The organism is Shimazuella sp. NTD250, assembly GCF_059510375.1.
This window is the reverse complement of the sequence record NZ_JCAJZS010000002.1, coordinates 374,408-392,095: the sequence shown is the minus strand read 5'-3', so window position 1 is coordinate 392,095 and position 17,688 is coordinate 374,408. Positions and strand designations below refer to the sequence as shown.

Annotated in this window: 18 protein-coding genes; 14 read left to right on the top strand and 4 right to left on the bottom strand. The window is 42.7% G+C overall.

What is annotated here, in order from left to right; all coding sequences use genetic code 11:
* The first annotated feature begins 47 nt into the window (after window positions 1–47).
* The 11 genes from AC5WOF_RS06840 (at window position 48) to AC5WOF_RS06790 (ending at window position 8,955) form a co-directional block, all read left to right on the top strand.
* Window positions 48–209 carry a hypothetical protein gene (locus AC5WOF_RS06840; protein ID WP_496049196.1) on the top strand — a complete coding sequence of 54 codons (162 nt, stop codon included), beginning with the start codon at window positions 48–50 and terminating at the stop codon, window positions 207–209.
* A gap of 246 nt (window positions 210–455) precedes the next feature.
* A complete protein-coding gene (locus AC5WOF_RS06835; RefSeq protein WP_496049195.1) occupies window positions 456–1,442 on the top strand; it encodes a thiamine pyrophosphate-dependent dehydrogenase E1 component subunit alpha in 987 nt (328 codons plus the stop codon).
* A 13-nt stretch (window positions 1,443–1,455) separates the two neighbouring features.
* Entirely contained in the window at window positions 1,456–2,454 is a 999-nt protein-coding gene (locus AC5WOF_RS06830; protein WP_496049194.1) for an alpha-ketoacid dehydrogenase subunit beta, read from the top strand.
* A 3-nt stretch (window positions 2,455–2,457) separates the two neighbouring features.
* A complete protein-coding gene (locus AC5WOF_RS06825; RefSeq protein WP_496049193.1) occupies window positions 2,458–3,687 on the top strand; it encodes a dihydrolipoamide acetyltransferase family protein in 1,230 nt (409 codons plus the stop codon).
* Window positions 3,688–3,753: 66 nt separating this feature from the next.
* Complete coding sequence (locus tag AC5WOF_RS06820; protein WP_496049192.1) at window positions 3,754–4,710, top strand: sugar-binding transcriptional regulator; 957 nt, start codon at window positions 3,754–3,756, stop codon at window positions 4,708–4,710.
* 97 nt (window positions 4,711–4,807) lie between these two features.
* A complete protein-coding gene (locus AC5WOF_RS06815; protein WP_496049191.1) occupies window positions 4,808–5,206 on the top strand; it encodes a transcriptional regulator GutM in 399 nt (132 codons plus the stop codon).
* A 42-nt stretch (window positions 5,207–5,248) separates the two neighbouring features.
* Entirely contained in the window at window positions 5,249–5,797 is a 549-nt protein-coding gene (srlA, locus tag AC5WOF_RS06810; protein ID WP_496049190.1) for a PTS glucitol/sorbitol transporter subunit IIC, read from the top strand.
* Between the two features lie 21 nt (window positions 5,798–5,818).
* On the top strand, window positions 5,819–6,808 hold the full coding sequence (gene srlE / locus AC5WOF_RS06805) for a PTS glucitol/sorbitol transporter subunit IIB (RefSeq protein ID WP_496049189.1): 990 nt from the start codon (window positions 5,819–5,821) through the stop codon (window positions 6,806–6,808).
* A gap of 20 nt (window positions 6,809–6,828) precedes the next feature.
* Entirely contained in the window at window positions 6,829–7,236 is a 408-nt protein-coding gene (locus AC5WOF_RS06800) for a PTS glucitol/sorbitol transporter subunit IIA (RefSeq protein ID WP_496049188.1), read from the top strand.
* Between the two features lie 24 nt (window positions 7,237–7,260).
* Window positions 7,261–8,562 carry an NAD(P)H-dependent oxidoreductase gene (locus AC5WOF_RS06795; RefSeq protein ID WP_496049187.1) on the top strand — a complete coding sequence of 434 codons (1,302 nt, stop codon included), beginning with the start codon at window positions 7,261–7,263 and terminating at the stop codon, window positions 8,560–8,562.
* 63 nt (window positions 8,563–8,625) lie between these two features.
* Window positions 8,626–8,955 (top strand): bh protein, encoded by a 330-nt coding sequence (locus AC5WOF_RS06790; RefSeq protein ID WP_496049186.1) that lies wholly within the window; start codon window positions 8,626–8,628, stop codon window positions 8,953–8,955.
* 181 nt (window positions 8,956–9,136) lie between these two features.
* Here the strand turns inward: AC5WOF_RS06790 and AC5WOF_RS06785 are convergent, their stop codons facing one another.
* Both AC5WOF_RS06785 and AC5WOF_RS06780 read right to left on the bottom strand, forming a co-directional pair.
* The gene (locus tag AC5WOF_RS06785; RefSeq protein WP_496049185.1) at window positions 9,137–9,562 is read right to left on the bottom strand and encodes a hypothetical protein; all 426 of its coding nucleotides are present in this window, start codon (window positions 9,560–9,562) and stop codon (window positions 9,137–9,139) included.
* Window positions 9,563–9,849: 287 nt separating this feature from the next.
* The gene (locus tag AC5WOF_RS06780) at window positions 9,850–10,494 is read right to left on the bottom strand and encodes a hypothetical protein (RefSeq protein ID WP_496049184.1); all 645 of its coding nucleotides are present in this window, start codon (window positions 10,492–10,494) and stop codon (window positions 9,850–9,852) included.
* 538 nt (window positions 10,495–11,032) lie between these two features.
* On the opposite strand from AC5WOF_RS06780, the gene AC5WOF_RS06775 reads away from it, so the two are divergent.
* The gene (locus AC5WOF_RS06775) at window positions 11,033–11,437 is read left to right on the top strand and encodes a hypothetical protein (RefSeq protein ID WP_496049183.1); all 405 of its coding nucleotides are present in this window, start codon (window positions 11,033–11,035) and stop codon (window positions 11,435–11,437) included.
* 287 nt (window positions 11,438–11,724) lie between these two features.
* Here AC5WOF_RS06775 and AC5WOF_RS06770 read toward each other — a convergent pair whose 3' ends face one another.
* A complete protein-coding gene (locus AC5WOF_RS06770) occupies window positions 11,725–12,198 on the bottom strand; it encodes a hypothetical protein (protein ID WP_496049182.1) in 474 nt (157 codons plus the stop codon).
* 219 nt (window positions 12,199–12,417) lie between these two features.
* Window positions 12,418–13,551: an NADH-dependent flavin oxidoreductase gene (locus tag AC5WOF_RS06765; protein WP_496049181.1), complete on the bottom strand. Its 1,134-nt coding sequence runs from the start codon at window positions 13,549–13,551 to the stop codon at window positions 12,418–12,420.
* Window positions 13,552–13,695: 144 nt separating this feature from the next.
* On the opposite strand from AC5WOF_RS06765, the gene hemL reads away from it, so the two are divergent.
* Together hemL and ptsG are read left to right on the top strand one after the other, a co-directional pair.
* A complete protein-coding gene (gene hemL, locus AC5WOF_RS06760) occupies window positions 13,696–15,033 on the top strand; it encodes a glutamate-1-semialdehyde 2,1-aminomutase (protein WP_496049180.1) in 1,338 nt (445 codons plus the stop codon).
* 415 nt (window positions 15,034–15,448) lie between these two features.
* Window positions 15,449–17,455, top strand: coding sequence for a glucose-specific PTS transporter subunit IIBC (gene ptsG / locus AC5WOF_RS06755; RefSeq protein WP_496049439.1), 2,007 nt, complete (start codon window positions 15,449–15,451; stop codon window positions 17,453–17,455).
* Window positions 17,456–17,688: the final 233 nt, after the last annotated feature.

The window sequence follows — 17,688 nt, the reverse complement described above, 5'->3', positions numbered from 1 at the left end:
TTGTCGGTTCATCCGAGTAGATGTAGTGAACAACTCCTTTGGGGAGGATGTTTACTACAATGAGAGGGACAACGTTGTCTACTGTGGCAACGAGGCCTGCAAAGAGCACTACCAAGAAAGGAGCCAAGCCGCCTGATTCTGCACAAGCTGGATTTGTGCTCCTGGACAAAGGAACGCAAATCCGGCACAGAAAATCAATGTTATTTTAATAGATAGGGAAATCCACTGAAAAAAGGAGTGGGTTTTCTTTTTTTTGAAAATAACTCATAAAAAGGATGATTAAGTCACTGTACGAAAGGTAATACATCATTCTGTAGTTATTATTTAATATCTCAGAATCATTTAATTTTTAAGTTGCAACTTGACGTTCTATCTGCTGTGGCATATGATATTTACAAATGTAACTATAAAGAACAAATGTAAATAACCTTTTGTTAAGTGAGGTAGGAGGCAAAATGATGATATCAACTGAGATTCCAGCATCACTAACAACGAAACAAATCCTTGAGCTATATCATCAGATGTGGCTTATCCGTTATTTTGATGAAAAAGTAGATGAATTTTTTGCTCGCGGTGCCATACATGGCACAACTCACTTATGTGTGGGACAAGAAGCGACAGCAGCAGGAGCTTGTTATGTTTTAGACGCCAAAGATAAAATCACCAGTACACACCGGGGTCATGGGCATTGCATCGCTAAAGGTGCAGATGTCAATCGCATGATGGCTGAATTATTCGCCAAAGAAACAGGGTACTGCAAAGGGAAAGGTGGATCTATGCATATCGCAGATGTCGACCAAGGAAACTTGGGGGCAAATGGGATTGTCGGTGGAGGTATCCCAATTGCTGTAGGTGCAGCATTGACGTCTAAAATGAAAGATTTAGGCTATGTAGTATTGTGTTTTTTTGGAGATGGTGCAGCAAATGAAGGAAGTTTTCATGAGGCGCTTAATCTTGCTTCTATTTGGAAGCTGCCAGTTGTTTTTTTCTGTGAAAATAACCAATATGGTATGTCTGGACCAGTGAAAGAAATGGTCAACATTGAAAACATTGGAGATCGGGCAAGTAGTTATGGTATCCCAGGAAGAGTCATCGAAGGTAACGATTTATTTGCTGTGATGGAAGCAACACAAGAGGCTGTTCAAAGAGCAAAGGCAGGAGAAGGGCCGACGTTGATAGAGGCGAAAACATATCGCTGGAAAGGACATTCCAAAAGTGATGCAAAAAAATATCGAACCAAAGAAGAAGAACAATATTGGAGAAAAGAAAAAGACCCGATTTCTCTCCTAGCTGCTCGTATTCTCAGAGATAAACTTGCAACAAAAGACGAATTGGAAGCGCTTCAAATTCAAGCGAAAAAGCAAATTGAAAATGCAGTAGAGTTTGCAGAAAAAAGTCCAGCTCCTTCCCTATCAACACTAGAATTGGACGTATACGCTTAAAGGGGTGAGGAATATGAATACCAAAGATATGACCTTTTCGGAAGCAATCAGAGATGCTATTTCCTTAAAAATGAGAACAGATGAAGATGTATTTATGCTGGGGGAGGATATCGGAGTATATGGGGGAGCATTTGGTGTTTCCCGTGGTTTAATCGAAGAGTTTGGACCAGAACGAATCCGTAACACTCCTATTTCCGAGTCTGGAATAGCTGGTACGGCAGTTGGTTCAGCACTAACTGGGATGCGTCCTATTTTGGAATTGCAGTTTTCCGATTTTATCACGATTGCAACAGACCAGATTATCAATCAGGCAGCTAAAATTCGTTATATGTATGGTGGAAAAGGCAAAGTTCCCATGGTGTTACGAACACCTGGTGGGTCGGGTACAGGAGCTGCTGCACAACACTCTCAAAGCTTAGAAGCTTGGATGGCTCATATTCCCGGATTGAAAGTAATTCAACCTGCGAGTGCTTACGATGCAAAAGGGCTGCTTATTTCGGCGATTGAAGATGATAATCCAGTTATCTTCTATGAACATAAACTGCTTTATGGAATGAAAGAACCTGTACCAGAAGGTCTTTATCGTATTCCTTTAGGAAAAGCTGAGATTAAAAGAGAAGGAACAGATGTCACCGTTATTGCTACTTCTGTGATGGTGCATAAAGCGTTGGAAGCAGCCAAGTCTTTGGAAGCTGAAGGCATCGATGTGGAGGTGCTTGATCCGCGTACGCTCGTTCCTCTAGATGAAGAATCTATTATTGCATCTGTTAGCAAGACTGGACGTGTTGTCATTGTACATGAGGCAGTAAAACGTGCTGGGTTTGGTGCAGAAATTGCGAGTGTGATTGTGGAAAGTGATGCATTTGATTTCTTGGATGCTCCTATTGAACGCTTAGGAGGAAAAGCAGTACCCATTCCCTATAATCCTGAGCTGGAAAAGCATGCTGTACCTCAAGTTTCAGATATTGTGGAAGCAGTTAAGCGAACACTTCAACGGGGAAAAGAGGTGTAGAAAATGGCCAAGGAAGTGTTTATGCCTAAACTTGGGATGACAATGGAAACGGGTACGATCATGAAATGGCTCGTAGAAGAAGGAGAAGCTGTTACAGCTGGAGACATTATTTTAGAAGTGATGACAAATAAGATCAATATAGAAGTAGAAGCTTATGAGACAGGAACCGTGTTGAAAATCCTCTATGAAGAAGGGGATGAAGTACCTGTCAATCAAGTGATTGCTTATATTGGCGAAAAAGGTGAAAAAGTAGGCGAATCTGCTAGTCCAAAGCCTGAAAGGGCTTCGGAATCTATGGTAGAGAAAGAAGAGCCTCTTGAGATCAAGGAAACCAAAATAGAGCCAAAAAGCGATAAACCACGCGCAACTCCTTCTGCACGAAAACTTGCACGTGAACACGAGATAGCTTTATCTGTTATTTCTGGAACTGGACCAAAAGGACGAATTCATCGAAAAGATGTCGAAACCTATCTCGCTAACCAAGTTTCTGCTTCGGATGTACCAATGAACGATCCATCTACAGAGAAAGTGCCCACATCTACTTCTGCAAAAGCAATCAAAGTGACGGGTATGCGAAAAGTAATTGGTGAGCGTATGCAACAAAGTTTTTCCGAGGCACCGCATGTAACCTTGCATAGTGAAGTGGACATGAGTGAAGCAATGCGTCTACGCCAACAATTGCTGCCAACAATTGAACAGAAAACGGGATTAAGACTTTCTTACACGGAGATTATTCTCAAAGCAGTAGGTGTGACATTGCGGGACCATCCTATGGTGAACGCTACTTTGGTAAAGGATGAAATTCATCTGTCCTCGCAAATTGATATAGGACTAGCAGTCAGTCAACCAAACGGGTTACTTGTACCTGTCATTCGAGAAGTAGATAAATTGGGGCTGACAGATCTTACTGAGCAGAGCAAAACAATTGCTCGGGCAGCTCGAGAAGGAAAACTCCTTCCGAATCAATTACAAGGCGGTACCTTTACCGTAAGTAATTTAGGAATGTATCGAGTGGATCAATTTACTCCGATTATCAATCTGCCTGAAACTGCTATTTTAGGTGTAGGACAAATAAAAGACCGTCCTGTAGGAGTAGATGGTGAAATTGTATTAAGACCTATGATGGCTCTAAGCCTTTCGTTTGATCACCGGACGATTGATGGAGCCCCAGCGGCTGCCTTTTTAACCCAGTTGGTAGAGACACTGGAAAATCCTGCGCATCTATTGATCTGATGTAAACAGGTCACTTGCAGATATGGTAAGATCAAATTACATTTCCATAGATTTGAAGGTGTTTCCATGATTAACGATGATGAGAAAAAGAAGCTGATTAAAGTTGCCAAAATGTATTATCTAGAAGAATTAACCCAAGCCGTAATAGCCAAAAAAATAGGAGTATCTCGCCCGATTATTTCGAAATTGCTGCAACAAGCAAAAGAAGAAGGCATCGTGAAGATTACGATTTTGGATGATGGATTTGATGTAATCGAACGAGAGCAAAAAATTGCGGCGCAGTTTGGCTTAAGGGAAGTTATTATTACTTCCACGGAAAATATGAACCAAGAACAGGCTTTACGAGCTTTGGGGAAGGCGACAGCTAACTATGTAAGTAAATCGCTCAGATCCATTAAAAGGTTGGGTGTGTCATGGGGAAAATCTCTATTTGAGATGGTGAGGGAGTATCCGATTGAGCAGAGGAATGTGGAAGTCATCCCGTTAGTAGGTGGAATGGGTCCAAAAGAAGTGGCATTACATGCGAATCAAATTGCCTATGAGTTTGCCAAAAAAGTGAATGGTCAATCAGAATCATTGTATGCACCTGCAATGGTAGCAACAACTGAGCAAAAAGAAGGGCTTGTCAGTCTCCCGTTTATTTCTAGTGTTTTGGAACAAGGAAAGCAATGTGATATGGCAGTTGTTGGTATAGGAAATCCTTATGAACATTCTACCATGTATGAGATAGGTTATTTAAGTGATGCAGACATTGAAGAACTGAGACAAGCTAAAGTAGTCGGCGATATTAGTTCAAAATATATCTTGGAAAATGGAGAGCTGGCAGCCGTATCTATTAATCAAAGAGGAATTGGCATTGAATTAGAAGACTTAAAGAAAATAGACAAAGTGGTAGGGATAGCAAGCGGAGTTTATAAAGCAAATAGTATTTTAGCTGCATTAAAAGGCGGCTATGTGGATGTTCTAATAACCGATGATGAAACTGCAAACCAGTTGATCGAATCATTTGAAGATAAAAATTAGGTCATGTTCAAAAATTAAGCGTTTTCATTTCTTCTAAGATCCCGTATAATAGTATTTACAAATGTAATTGAACCGAACATTTGCAAAGGGTGATTCTATGGATCAATGGGGAATACTGATTATCTTTTTCGTATGTGCATGGATTCTTCAAGTGATTTTAAGTTATTACCAAAACCGACATTATGGACAAACTATCCGCCAGATGAGTGCAGATCATGATTCAGGATATCTGGGAGTAGGCGTTGTAAAAAAACGATTTGGTATCGGTTCTGTCGTCATACTCGTCTCGGATTTGTCTGGTTCGGTAGTAGATGCAAAAGAACTAACAGGTGTCACAGTCTTTTCTCGCTTTACCTCTAATCTCGAGTTACAGGGGAAGAAAATCGAACAACTCTTTTTTCTTTCTGGCAATGATCATCGTACGAAAGCCATACAAATGGCAGCAGATCAGATTGTGAACAAAAAGAATGAGCAACAGCAAGAAATAACAGATTGAAAAAGGTTTAGGAGATAAATCAACTTGAGGAGGTTTGGTCAGATGGATTTTTTAGTACACCTTGCTAAAGGATTTATTGGGATGTTTCAAGCTGGTGGAGCTCAATTTATGGGGCTAGCAAAAGGAATTTTACCTACCTTGATCTGTTTGATTGTAATTGTAAACGCTTTAATAAAATTTGTAGGGGAAGAACGAATCTACCGTTTCGCTCAGAAAACAACCAAATATGCAATTTTACGTTATACGATTTTCCCTATTTTGGCAGTCTTTTTTCTGACCAATCCAATGTGTTATTCCTTCGGAAAGTTTTTACCAGAGAAACAAAAACCAGCTTTTTATGATGCGGCGGTATCTTTTGTTCATCCGATAACTGGATTGTTCCCTCACGCAAATTCAGCTGAACTTTTTGTTTACCTCGGTATTGCCAGTGGGTTGACGACATTGCATCTCTCCTTGGAACCGTTAGCAGTTCGTTATCTATTAGTCGGGATTATTGTCATCTTGATCCGTGGATTAGTAACGGAATGGATCACGAATATGATGCTAAAACGTCAAAATCAATCCGCTCAAACAACCCAAACAACCACCTAAAATGGAAAGGGGTATATCCAAATGGCTAATTATTCAACAGTAAAAGTGAGTAAGGGAGCAGGTGGTTGGGGGACCGAATTGATCATTCAACCAACTGAACAGAAAAAATATATCGTTTCCGTTACAGGCGGCGGTATACATCCGATCGCACAAAAAATTGCCGAATTAACGGGTGCCGAAGCTATAGATGGATTTCGAAACTCAATAGATAAGGAAAATATGGCTTGTGTCGTCGTAGATTGTGGAGGTACAGCACGCTGTGGAGTATATCCTAAAATGGGGGTACTGACCATCGATGTTTTACCGGTTTCTCCATCAGGACCTCTGGCTTCCTTTATCAACGAACAAAATTTTGTCTCTGGTGTAACCGGACAAAATATCACTTTGACAGATGATGCTGCTCCGTCCACAACGGTGGAAACGAGAAGCACCAAAGAAATCAAAGAAGATGCGAAGAAAAAGGCAGCTGAAATATATCCACAAAAAACCAATATCTTAGTCAAAATTGGGAGAGCAATGGGAAATGTTGTCGGGGTGTTTTATCAAGCTGGACGTGAAACGATTGATATGGTAATTCGCAATATCTTACCATTCATGGCATTCGTCAGTACCATTATTGGGATCATCACATATACCGGAATTGGTGATTGGATTGCCCATGTGGTAACGCCGTTAGCAGGAAATATTTTCGGGTTGATCATTCTGTCGATTATTTGTGCGATTCCTATCTTATCTCCGATGTTAGGACCCGGAGCAGTTATTGCCCAAGTAGTAGGGGTGCTGATCGGGGTGGAGATCGGAAAAGGGAATATCCCTCCACAACTTGCTTTGCCAGCGCTATTTGCGATCAACCCACAAGTAGGTTGTGATTTTGTTCCAGTTGGATTGACGCTGGGAGAAGCAAAACCAGAAACCATCGAAGTCGGTGTACCAGCAGTTCTGCTCTCCAGACAGTTTACCGGTCCTGTCGCTGTATTAATCGCTTATGTATGTAGTTTCGGATTGTATTAAAAAAGAATGGGCTGGTTTCCGTGAATGATTCCAGCCCTACTATTCCTGTGGCAGGTGAGTTTATGAGTGTACTTTTTGAAGTAACAGCAACCAAAATAGGGGAACTTGTCTCGAAGTTTGCAAAGGAAAAATTACTTATTTTATTTGACGAAAATGCACCTGAAGAACTACACGATATTACTGTATTGCATACAGATCGAAAAAACGCTGGAGAAATCACCTCAAAAGATGTGTTAGTGATCGATGGTCAATCGTTTCAAATTTCATTTGTTGGGGATACAGCCAATAAAACGATACAAGAATTAGGTCATGTCACGATAAAGTTTGATGGTGGACAAGGAGATTTACCCGGAACCATCTGCGTAGAAGACAAGCCCGTTCCAAGTGTACAAATAGGATCGAAGATTCAATTCATACGTCACGACTAAAACTACAACAAATGGGGTCATCTTATGCCAATTTATCACAAACTCGAAGCACTTGGGCAAGAAGGAAATTTCATTCGTGTGGGACTTATTGGTGCCGGACAAATGGGCAGAGGTATGATCTCACAAATCGCAGCAATGAAAGGAATGGAAGTCGTCGCAACAGCAGATATCCAGACACAAAATGCTGTGCATGCTTATGAAAATGCAGGATATGCTAGTTCTCAAATCGTTCAAACAGAAGAGATCGAGAAAGCAGAGCGAGCGATAGATGCAGGTCAAGTTGTCGTTACTTCCAATATGCAACTCGTATTGCAGCTGCCAGCAGTCGATGTGATCGTAGATGCAACAGGGATTCCAAATCTAGGAGCAGAGATTGCTTGGAAATCAATATTGGCGAAAAAGCATATTGTGATGCTGAATGTAGAAACAGATGTCACGGTGGGGCCGCTTCTTCACCAGATGGCACGAGCAGCAGGTGTCGTTTATACAGGAGCTTCTGGTGATGAACCGGCAGCCATCATGGAGCTATATCATTTTGCCAAAACGATCGGTTTCGAGCCTTTGGTTTTGGGCAAGGGGAAAAATAATACGTTAAATCTTGAGGCAAATCCAGACTCTGCAAGAGAGCAAGCTTTAAAAGTAAATATGAATCCTAAAATATTAGCTTCTTTCCAAGACGGAACAAAAACGATGATTGAAATGACAGCTGTAGCAAATGCTACTGGTTTCCTTCCAGATGTACCTGGTATGCATGGACCAGAGGCAACCGTAGATCAATTGACAAAAGTGCTGCGGAAAAAAGAGGAAGGCGGCATCTTGCATTCCTATCAAACGGTAGAATTTGTGAATGGCATCGCACCGGGGGTATTTGTCATCGTTACTTCCGAACAGGAAGAAGTACACCGTGAAATGCAATATTTGAAAATGGGCGATGGTCCTAATTATGTCCTTTTTCGACCTTATCACTTAACGAGTTTGGAAACTCCTATCTCCATTGCAAAAGCGTACTTGGATAAAGAGGAATCCATCGTTCCTTATCATGGACTCGTTGCCGAAACTGTCACCGTCGCAAAGAAAGACTTGCGTGCTGGAGAGAGGTTAGATGGATTAGGTGGGTTTACTTCCTATGGTCAGATCATGAATGCGTCAGATGCGAAGAAGACTTATGCGCTTCCCATTGGATTAGCAGATTCTAGTCTCGTTGTCACAAGGGATATAAAAAAAGGGGAAGTCCTCACCTTTGACGATATTGAACAGACCAAAGTTCAAATGATTTGGGAACTGCGGCAATTGATGGAAAGAGATGCGTCTATTCGTAAGGCTTAACTTCTTTGTATGTTGCTGTATAATAAGAGTATTCCTATTTAGAATTGAATGGAGGGATGATAGGTGAGAGAGACACAAGAAACAACCGAATTTTTTTGCATCCGTTGCTCAGATGATACCCCTCATCGGATCACCTATTTTAATAATTCTATTTCCCATATCCATTGCGAGGTTTGTGGACGGAGTGTGGATGTTAAGGTAGATTTAAAACATGAAATCTATGAAGAACTAAAAAACCGGCTCACCACCAAACCGTCCCGAATCATGAAAGAGTACCAAGTCAATCGCGCATATTTTTTGCGGAAAATTCCACGTAGGATGCTCAAGAAGCCATTTCGATTGTACAAAGAAGCCAAAGAAGTGAAGTATTTTATCGGGAAGTATGCGAAGTAGGATAGATATCGTGCACACAATTCTAACTAAGGATTGTGTGTATTTTTTTTGGAGAGTATTGGTATGGGATTTTTCTAATGGAGAGATGTAGAGAATTGTATGATAAAAGCAACCAAAACGGGCGGCGGACTGCGACCTTCCACTTGTGTGGAGGTGCAGCCCGCCGTGGTGTCCGAGAGGACTAGAGGGTCTTGCCGCCGGTGGTCTCCTTGTGGAAGTCCTGCCCGTCGTTGCCGCTCGGCTGCCCGTCGTTGCCGCTCGGCTGCCTGTCGGACGCCGTCTGGTTCATCTTGCAGAAGTTGTTCCAGAAGTGCTTCGTGTGGCCGGTGTTGTCCAGCCACTTGATGTCTTCCAGAGCGAACTCGTGCCACCACGTGTTCTTCCGGATCTCCCTCTCGTGGTCGTCGAGCTGCGCCGACACCGTGTCGTTCCACCTGCGCTGGTCCCTGACGCCCTGCTCCAGGTCGTCGACCTTCTTGGCCAGCGAACCCTTGATCCAGGGGTTGGTGATCTGGCGCCGCAGGGAGTTGATCTCACGCTGCTGCTGCCGCAGGATGGAGCCTCCGATTGCGAGGAGGATGAGGACGATGATGTCAAACGCGTCCATGAGAGGACCGTGCCTTCCGAGTTGGGTGAATGGAACCTTCGTACCCCTATTATAACAAACAAAATTGGAAAAGAATATTGATTTTTTTAGACTCTTATGTATATAAGGAAATTTACTATTTGGCTGAAGGAAATAGGAGATTTTGATTAAATGACTTGTTTTATATGTGAACTTGGGTTTTTAATAAAGAGAAATAAGAGAAGGAAAAGTGGCTAAAACGGGCGGCAGACTGCGCGCTCCCACAGTGTGGAAGTTCACAGCCTGCCGTGGCACCCGAAGTCAGAGCGTCACTTCGATTCCTCCGTGGTGGAGGAGCCGTCGGGGTTCTCCTTGTAGGAGGTGTCCCCGGTGTCGCCCTTGGTCTCGGTCGCCGTCTGGCTCCGATCGACACCGTCGATGATGACGTAGTAGATGATCATGTTCAGACCACATCGCACCGTCGAGGTGAGGCTCTGCGGACGGAAGAAGAGATCCCGCCGCAGGTTGACGATCCGCCGTTCGAACCGATCGAAGTCCCCTTCCAGTTCGGAGACTCGCTCCGCCAGCCCGCCAGCCCGCACTCCGAGCTCCTCGATGTCATCGAGCTGGAGGTCGAGCTGCTTCTTGTGACTGTGGATGAGCCGATCGTGTCCGTCGAGCCGCGATGTCTGGTTCGCGGACGTCTGCCGCAGTTCGCCGATCTCCGCCCGCAGGGCAAGGATCTGGGCGTCCTTGGCACGCAGCTGCTGGAAGAAAGCGTACAGCGCGAGCACCAGACCGACGATCGCAAGGATGAGGACGATGATCAAGCCCCACTGCATGCTGACCTGCCAGCTCAGGTCGTTGATCTTGTTGCTGAGGTAGTTGAGCCGCTCGTTCTGGATGTAGTTCGTCCAGTCGAGTTTGCGGAGGGTGTCCGTCAACCATGGCCACGGGAACGAGCTGTCGTCCATGTTCGGCCACAGGGAGGGTACGGATTCCATGGTTGGACCTAGCCTTTCTTCGGTGTCGATGCCAGATTGTATTCACATTATAGCAAACAAAATTCAAATATAATAATGAATTCTTATTTGTTGTGTATATAAGAAAGAGGATGGACATCATTGTTTGACAATTAATGGGATTGATTTTGCCAGTAGGGGTTCCCATACCACTTCGGAAAAAACACACGTTTAGTATTCCTATAACTTTAAAGAATTGCATGTTAAGGGGCTTAGAATCTAACATATCTGAATTGTCTAAACATAAAATACAAGCATATAGTAAGATGAACATATGGAATCTAATGAATAACTAGTTTAATTAAAATCGGCTATAGATTTGGAGGTAATACAAAAGATGAAGTCATTTAATATGAAATTACCCCTATTCAATTGTAGTAGGGGCCCCTTTAATATATATGATGATCAGGGAATCAAAATTGGGGACGTGCAACGGTATTCTTCTAATAACATTTTTCAGCGATTAAACATAAACATACTGAAGACAGCTATGAATTGGCTAGGGTCTGATGTACTTACTAGGGGAAAAGAAGAGATAATTGTTAAAGCTGAAGAAAGAAGTTGGAAGAAGGCACAATCGAAAGAAAGACTTACAGAATGGGATGTAACAATAAACAATAAGAACGAATCTTTCAAGGGAGTATGCAAGTTTGGTATTAAAAGTGTTACTTATGAAAGAGATGATTTAACTATTATTATTCGGTATAGCAGTGAATTAAGTAATGAGAATCTTCTTTTTATAGATCAGAGTAAAAAGGAAGTCATCGCTGAAGTAGGGACTACAAAGTTCCGTAACTATACAATTTATCAGTATAGTGAAGGGATCAGTATTTATGAAATTGCCTGTCTATACTTTTTGCTCTTTAGTACTGCAGATAGCATCTATCGTCCCTAGGGATTTGTTTTATCAGGATTAGTCCCGGTATGTGCTAAAGATATGAAGATTGGGTATAAAAAGTAAGTAGTACAAAGAACCGACTCCTTAATGTGTATTTTTCCCGAATTGATACGGTGACTCCAGTAGGTGTTTTTTTATATAACATATCCCTCCATTTCTTGTAGTTGGGGGGATTTCTTTGTTAAATTGGAGGAATAAAGGGAAAGAGGGGGATAAAAACGGCGGCGGACTGCGTGCTCCCACATATGTGGAAGCCGCAGCCCGCCGTGGCGCCGAAGAGGTCATCAGAGATGCTTCGGTTCCTTCTGGTCGGAGGAGCCGTCGGTGGCCTCCAAGCCGGAGTTCTGCTCGGTGCCGTCCTCGACCACCTCCACGTACTCCCGGATGGCCTCCCGGAGCTCCCGGATCTCGTCGCCGAGACCGTGGTGGGTGCCGGAGAGACTGCCGAGCCGGTCACCGACCCCGCTCATGGTGTTGTTGAGACCCTGGAGGGTTCCCGCGATGTCGTTGAGGGCTCCGTGGATCGCCGAGTCCGCCGTCTGGGGCCTGCTGGCTTCCAGAGCGGAGATCCTGTTCTCGAACTCGTTCAGCTTCTCGCGGTCGGTGTACAGCTTGAACACCGCGTAGCCGAGGGCGGCCACGAAGATCACGAGGAGCACCACCAGGATGGCGATGGTGTCGAGCCGGTTGTCGATGCCGTCGAGCCGGCCGTCGATCCACAGGAACTTGTCCGTGAACCACTGGGAGGTGCTGTCCATGAGAGGACCTAACCTTTCGTCGGGTTGACCAGTTTGTACTCAAATTATATCGGAAAAGGTTTATAAAAGCTATTCCATTTAGATAATAAATATTCGTTCGTGTATAAACGATTCTCATCATTTCTTACACACTAGTCACGATGAGAAAAGTTATATATAGCTGGAGATAATAAAAAAACAGTCCTGCAATCAAAACCTTTTGCAAGACTGTATCCATTGTTACTGCCTCTCCAAACTACCCTCTTCTTGCTCCATCGTAACCCAGCCCAAACTCGTAATCATATTCCACTGTACATCTGGAATTTGTAATCGCTCTTGATCATTAGGGGACAGAGTTGTTTTGATTTCGCTCTCTCTGCCTTCTTTGACCTTGTTTACCCAATCTGGCTCCAAGAGTAATTCCCGTCCTATCGCTACTAGAAGTACTCCTGTATCCAGTGCGCGTAAAGCATCTTCTGGAGTATACACACCGCCAACTCCAATGATAGGCACTTGATGACCCACACGTTCTTGAATGATCTCCAACCGAGATCTTGTATCTTGCACACCATGACGGGGTGGAGTCCAAAAGTGATTCAAGGAGATATGGAGATAATCAAGTTGTTTCGTAACTAGTATATCGATCATAGACAAACTGTCAGCCATAGTGATACCAGGTGTCGTCGTTTCCTCTGGAGATATCCGGTATCCTACAATAAACGGCCTTTTGGCATGTTGATCAACGGTTTGTTTTACTTCATCGATGATTGCGAGTGCAAATTTCATCCGATTTTCGCGCGTTCCACCCCAGTCATCAGTCCGTTTATTGGCATGAGGAGAGAAAAATTGTTGAATCAGTCCACCATTAGCGCCATGTATTTCTACTCCGTCAAATCCCGCTTTAATCGCTCTTTTTGTCGCCTGACCAAAAGCCTTCACGATTTCAATTATTTCTTTGTCGGCTAATGCACGTGGTATAGGAGCGTCTTCTCTTTCTTCGGGAACATCACTCGCACTTACCACTTCTCCTCCTTCGACCGCGGAAGATTGTCGACCTCCGTGAAAGATTTGCAGAATTGCTTTTGCTCCTTCCTGTTTAATGGTGGCAGCGAGTTTTCGTAAACCGGGAATCATTTCATCACTATGAACTCCTGGTCCCATTGGTATTCCACCATTTCTCATCACATAAGTTCCTGCTGTGATCACTGCACTTACACCGTTTGCACGTCGGGCATAATAGTTTAATTCTTTGTTGGAAATAGAGCCGTCTTCATGGGAAGCCATATGTGTCATAGGAGCCATAATGATTTTATTTTTTAATGTAATGTCTCCTAACGTTACTTGTTCAAAAAGTTTTTTGTAGGATGGATTCATATTCGAATGTTCCTCTCGTGTTTTGATAAATCAATCATAATATCTCCATTCGATAAAAAAAAATATATATTTGTTTATAGATACATTCCTTTGAGTATATGAAAATAAGAAGGGTGATCACTCTTTTACCTTTTTGAAATGAACATGTTACAATGGAATCATCATGTGTGGCATTTGAGAGGAAGTGTAGAAGCATTGTCAAGAAAGTATGATCGATCAAAAGAGCAATTTGAAAAAGTACTCCCCCTTATACCTGGTGGTGTGAATTCACCTGTTCGCGCATTTCGTTCAGTGATGGAGCATCCGATCTTTGCGGAAAGTGGCGCAGGATCAAAGTTAACCGATATCGATGGAAATACATACATAGATTATATTTGTTCTTGGGGACCGCTAATTTTAGGTCACTCTCATCCTGATGTAGCAGCAGCTTTGCACGAAGCAGTGGAGAAAGGGACAAGCTTTGGTGTGCCAACTATGTTAGAGACCGAAATGGCAGAGTTGGTCAGAGAACGTGTGCCGTCAGTGGAAGTGGTGCGGATGGTGAACTCTGGAACAGAAGCGACAATGAGTGCTTTACGATTAGCTCGGGCCTATACAGGTAGGAAAAAAATCCTCAAGTTTGAAGGGAGTTATCATGGACATTCCGATAGTTTGCTGATCAAAGCAGGGTCAGGTGTTGCTACGTTGGGATTGCCAGATAGTCCTGGGGTTTTAGAACATACTGCTCAGCATACGTTGACAGTTGCTTATAACGATCTTGCGAGTGTGGAGCTTGTGTGTGAAGAAGTAGGGGAAGATATTGCAGCTATTATTGTGGAGCCAGTCGCTGGAAATATGGGTGTTGTGCCGCCGCAGCCTGGTTTTCTGGAAGGTCTTCGCAGTTTAACGGAGCAGTATGGGATTGTCTTAATTTTTGATGAGGTGATGACTGGCTTTCGCGTAGATTATCACTCTGCTCAAGGCAGATATGGAATTACTCCGGATTTGACGACAATGGGCAAAGTGATCGGTGGAGGACTACCTGTCGGAGCATATGGGGGAAAAGGGGAGATCATGCAGATGATTGCTCCAGCCGGCACGGTGTATCAAGCAGGAACACTTTCTGGAAATCCCTTAGCAATGGCGGGTGGAATCGCAACTCTAAAACAATTATCTCCACAGTCCTATGAGCAATTAGAACAGTTTGGACAGATGATGGAACAGGGATTGAGACAAAATGCGAAAGAAGCTGGTGTTCCCTATCATATTAATCGAGTGGGATCGATGGTCTGTCTCTTCTTCACAAATGAAAACGTAATAAGTTATGACCAAGCAAAAACAGCAGATACGAACTTGTTTGCAAAGTATTATCGAAACATGTTAGCAGAAGGAGTACTATTGCCGCCTTCTCAATTTGAAGGGATGTTCCTCTCTCTTGCCCATAGTGAGGAAGATATCAACCAAACATTGGAAGCGAATCGCAATGCATTAAAAAATCTATAGAAAAAATACGGTAAAACAGGCTGTTTCTCTTATAGGGACAGGCTGTTTCTCTTTGTGTTATGCTAAATTTATATATTTTTATTATTGATTTATTAAATTGATTATAGTTTAATCATAGATGTGCCTTAAATTTTGAGATTACATACAGGAGGTTAATTGTAAGCGCATACTTTATTGCGCATATATGAAAATTTTATCGTCTTATACGTGTGACTGATTCGATCAGGCATGAGTAGAAAATATCATTGTGGTGAACGCTAATGGGTATATGACTACCATTGGAAATTAGCCAAATGATTTACTCGTGATCTGGTTTTTTTGCATTTATACCATTTTTGGATATTACTTTAGAAAGGGTGTTTCATTCGTGTTTAAAGAGCTTTTTGGTAAATTACAAAAAGTTGGGAGAGCACTGATGCTGCCTGTTGCTATTTTGCCAGCAGCTGGTATTTTGCTCGGTGTAGGTACAGCCTTACAAAATCCCACACTAATACAATTTATACCTTCCTTGAATTCCACATGGATTCAGCTGGTTTCCAACGTATTGTCATCAGCTGGAGATATTATATTTGGTAATCTCTCTCTCTTATTTGCCGTAGGAGTTGCCGTAGGACTTGCAGGTGATGGAGTAGCAGCACTTGCAGCAATTGTGGGATATCTCATCATGAATAAGACGATGAGTACCATTTTAATTGCCACTCATCAGTTGGACCCTGCGAAAATCGCCAATAACCCTGCATATGCTAGTGTACTCGGAATCCCGACCTTGCAGACAGGTGTATTTGGAGGGATAATCGTGGGAGCCTTAGCAGCGATTATGTTTAATCGCTATTACAAGATTGAACTTCCTTCCTATCTAGGTTTCTTTGCTGGAAAGCGATTTGTCCCCATTGTAACTGGCTTCTTTGCCGTAATTTTGGGTGTTCTTTTGATCTTTATTTGGCCGCCGATCCAGCATGCCTTAAATGCATTTTCGACCAACATGGTAAATGCTAACTTAACCTTATCTGCATTTGTGTTTGGTGTTATCGAACGTTCTTTGATTCCATTTGGACTGCATCACATTTTTTATGCTCCCTTTTGGTACGAATTTGGTACCTACGTCACCAAAGCAGGGCAATCTGTACACGGGGATCAAAATATTTTCTTTGCTCAATTAAAAGATGGTGTAAAACTAACAGCTGGAACATTTATGGTTGGGAAATTCCCATTTATGATGTTTGGATTGCCAGCAGCCGCCCTTGCTATGTATCACGAAGCCAGACCAGAGCATAAAAAATATGTGGCTGGGATTATGGGCTCAGCTGCTTTAACTTCATTTTTAACTGGGATCACGGAGCCAATTGAGTTCACTTTCTTATTTGTGGCTCCTGTATTGTTTGCCATTCATGCAGTGTTTGCAGGTTTGTCCTTTATGGTAATGCAATTGCTCAATGTAAAAATTGGGATGACATTCTCAGGTGGTGTGATCGATTATCTCTTGTTTGGGGTACTTCAAAACCGGACTGCATGGTGGCTTGTTATCCCAGTAGGTCTCGTATTTGCGGTTATTTATTACTTTGGATTCCGCTTTGCAATTCGAAAGTTTGATCTTAAAACGCCTGGACGGGAAGATCCGAAAGAAGAAAACAATCCATCCGCTGCCAAAGTAGTTACTGGAAAGAATGAATTGCCAGGTCAAGTACTTGCTGCCTTAGGTGGAAAAGAAAATATTACTCACTTAGATGCCTGTATTACACGGTTACGTGTATCGGTTCATGATGCAAAAGATGTGAATAAAGACAAACTCAAACAACTTGGTGCAGCTGGGGTGTTGGAAGTTGGTAACAATATTCAGGCGATCTTCGGTCCGAAATCGGATACACTAAAAGGGCAAATCCAAGAGGTAATGGAAGGTCGTGCCCCAGCCAATCCGATTAATTCAGAGGAGATCGCGAATACGATGACGACTGCCCCTGTCGAGGGTAAACTCGATGAGTTTGTAGCTCCAGTGGAAGGAAAGGTTGTACCGTTATCAGAAGTTCCAGATCAAGTATTTTCCCAAAAAATGATGGGAGACGGATTTGCTATCCTACCTTCAAATGGAAAGATAGTAGCTCCATGTGATGGGAAAATTGAAACACTATTTCCGACCAAACATGCAATTGGCATTACTTCTACATCAGGGCATGAGATTTTGATTCATATTGGGATTGATACAGTAGAACTGAAGGGAGAAGGTTTTACTGCTCATGTCTCTCAGGGAGATCAAGTAAAAAAAGGACAGCATCTGCTTGATGTCGACCTCGACTTGTTGAATAAGAAAGCTCCTTCTACTATCACTCCAATCATTTTTACCAACTTAAAAGAAGGAGAAAAAGTGACCATCTTAAAACAAGGAACGGTAAAATTAGAAGAAAATCAAATCATAAAGATAGATTAAGGTAGAATAGGGGAAGGAAGACCTGCTGCGCGGGTTTTCCTCTTCCTATTTCTTTTGTTAGTATTCACTTTGTAGCAAACATGAAAGCGACCTTAATTGAGCAAAAATAAATACAAGTAATCCTAAGCGAAGATATGCACCTAAGGGACAAGTCTCGCTACGTCGCTATGCTCCTAGTCTCGCTTTGCATGACTGGAGCGTCCTTTTTGTTTTTACAACAGACATGGAAGGCA

Excerpts from the sequence above, each read along its gene's own strand:
- AC5WOF_RS06815 (WP_496049191.1), top strand. The coding sequence starts at position 4,808 with ATGGATCAATGGGGAATACTGATTATCTTTTTCGTATGTGCATGGATT.
- AC5WOF_RS06785 (WP_496049185.1), bottom strand. The coding sequence starts at position 9,562 with ATGGACGCGTTTGACATCATCGTCCTCATCCTCCTCGCAATCGGAGGC.
- ptsG (WP_496049439.1), top strand. The coding sequence starts at position 15,449 with ATGCTGCCTGTTGCTATTTTGCCAGCAGCTGGTATTTTGCTCGGTGTA.
- AC5WOF_RS06780 (WP_496049184.1), bottom strand. The coding sequence starts at position 10,494 with ATGGACGACAGCTCGTTCCCGTGGCCATGGTTGACGGACACCCTCCGC.
- AC5WOF_RS06770 (WP_496049182.1), bottom strand. The coding sequence starts at position 12,198 with ATGGACAGCACCTCCCAGTGGTTCACGGACAAGTTCCTGTGGATCGAC.
- srlA (WP_496049190.1), top strand. The coding sequence starts at position 5,249 with ATGGATTTTTTAGTACACCTTGCTAAAGGATTTATTGGGATGTTTCAA.
- AC5WOF_RS06825 (WP_496049193.1), top strand. The coding sequence starts at position 2,458 with ATGGCCAAGGAAGTGTTTATGCCTAAACTTGGGATGACAATGGAAACG.
- AC5WOF_RS06835 (WP_496049195.1), top strand. The coding sequence starts at position 456 with ATGATGATATCAACTGAGATTCCAGCATCACTAACAACGAAACAAATC.
- AC5WOF_RS06830 (WP_496049194.1), top strand. The coding sequence starts at position 1,456 with ATGAATACCAAAGATATGACCTTTTCGGAAGCAATCAGAGATGCTATT.
- srlE (WP_496049189.1), top strand. The coding sequence starts at position 5,819 with ATGGCTAATTATTCAACAGTAAAAGTGAGTAAGGGAGCAGGTGGTTGG.
- AC5WOF_RS06820 (WP_496049192.1), top strand. The coding sequence starts at position 3,754 with ATGATTAACGATGATGAGAAAAAGAAGCTGATTAAAGTTGCCAAAATG.
- hemL (WP_496049180.1), top strand. The coding sequence starts at position 13,696 with ATGTTACAATGGAATCATCATGTGTGGCATTTGAGAGGAAGTGTAGAA.
- AC5WOF_RS06840 (WP_496049196.1), top strand. The coding sequence starts at position 48 with ATGTTTACTACAATGAGAGGGACAACGTTGTCTACTGTGGCAACGAGG.
- AC5WOF_RS06775 (WP_496049183.1), top strand. The coding sequence starts at position 11,033 with ATGAATTGGCTAGGGTCTGATGTACTTACTAGGGGAAAAGAAGAGATA.
- AC5WOF_RS06795 (WP_496049187.1), top strand. The coding sequence starts at position 7,261 with ATGCCAATTTATCACAAACTCGAAGCACTTGGGCAAGAAGGAAATTTC.
- AC5WOF_RS06765 (WP_496049181.1), bottom strand. The coding sequence starts at position 13,551 with ATGAATCCATCCTACAAAAAACTTTTTGAACAAGTAACGTTAGGAGAC.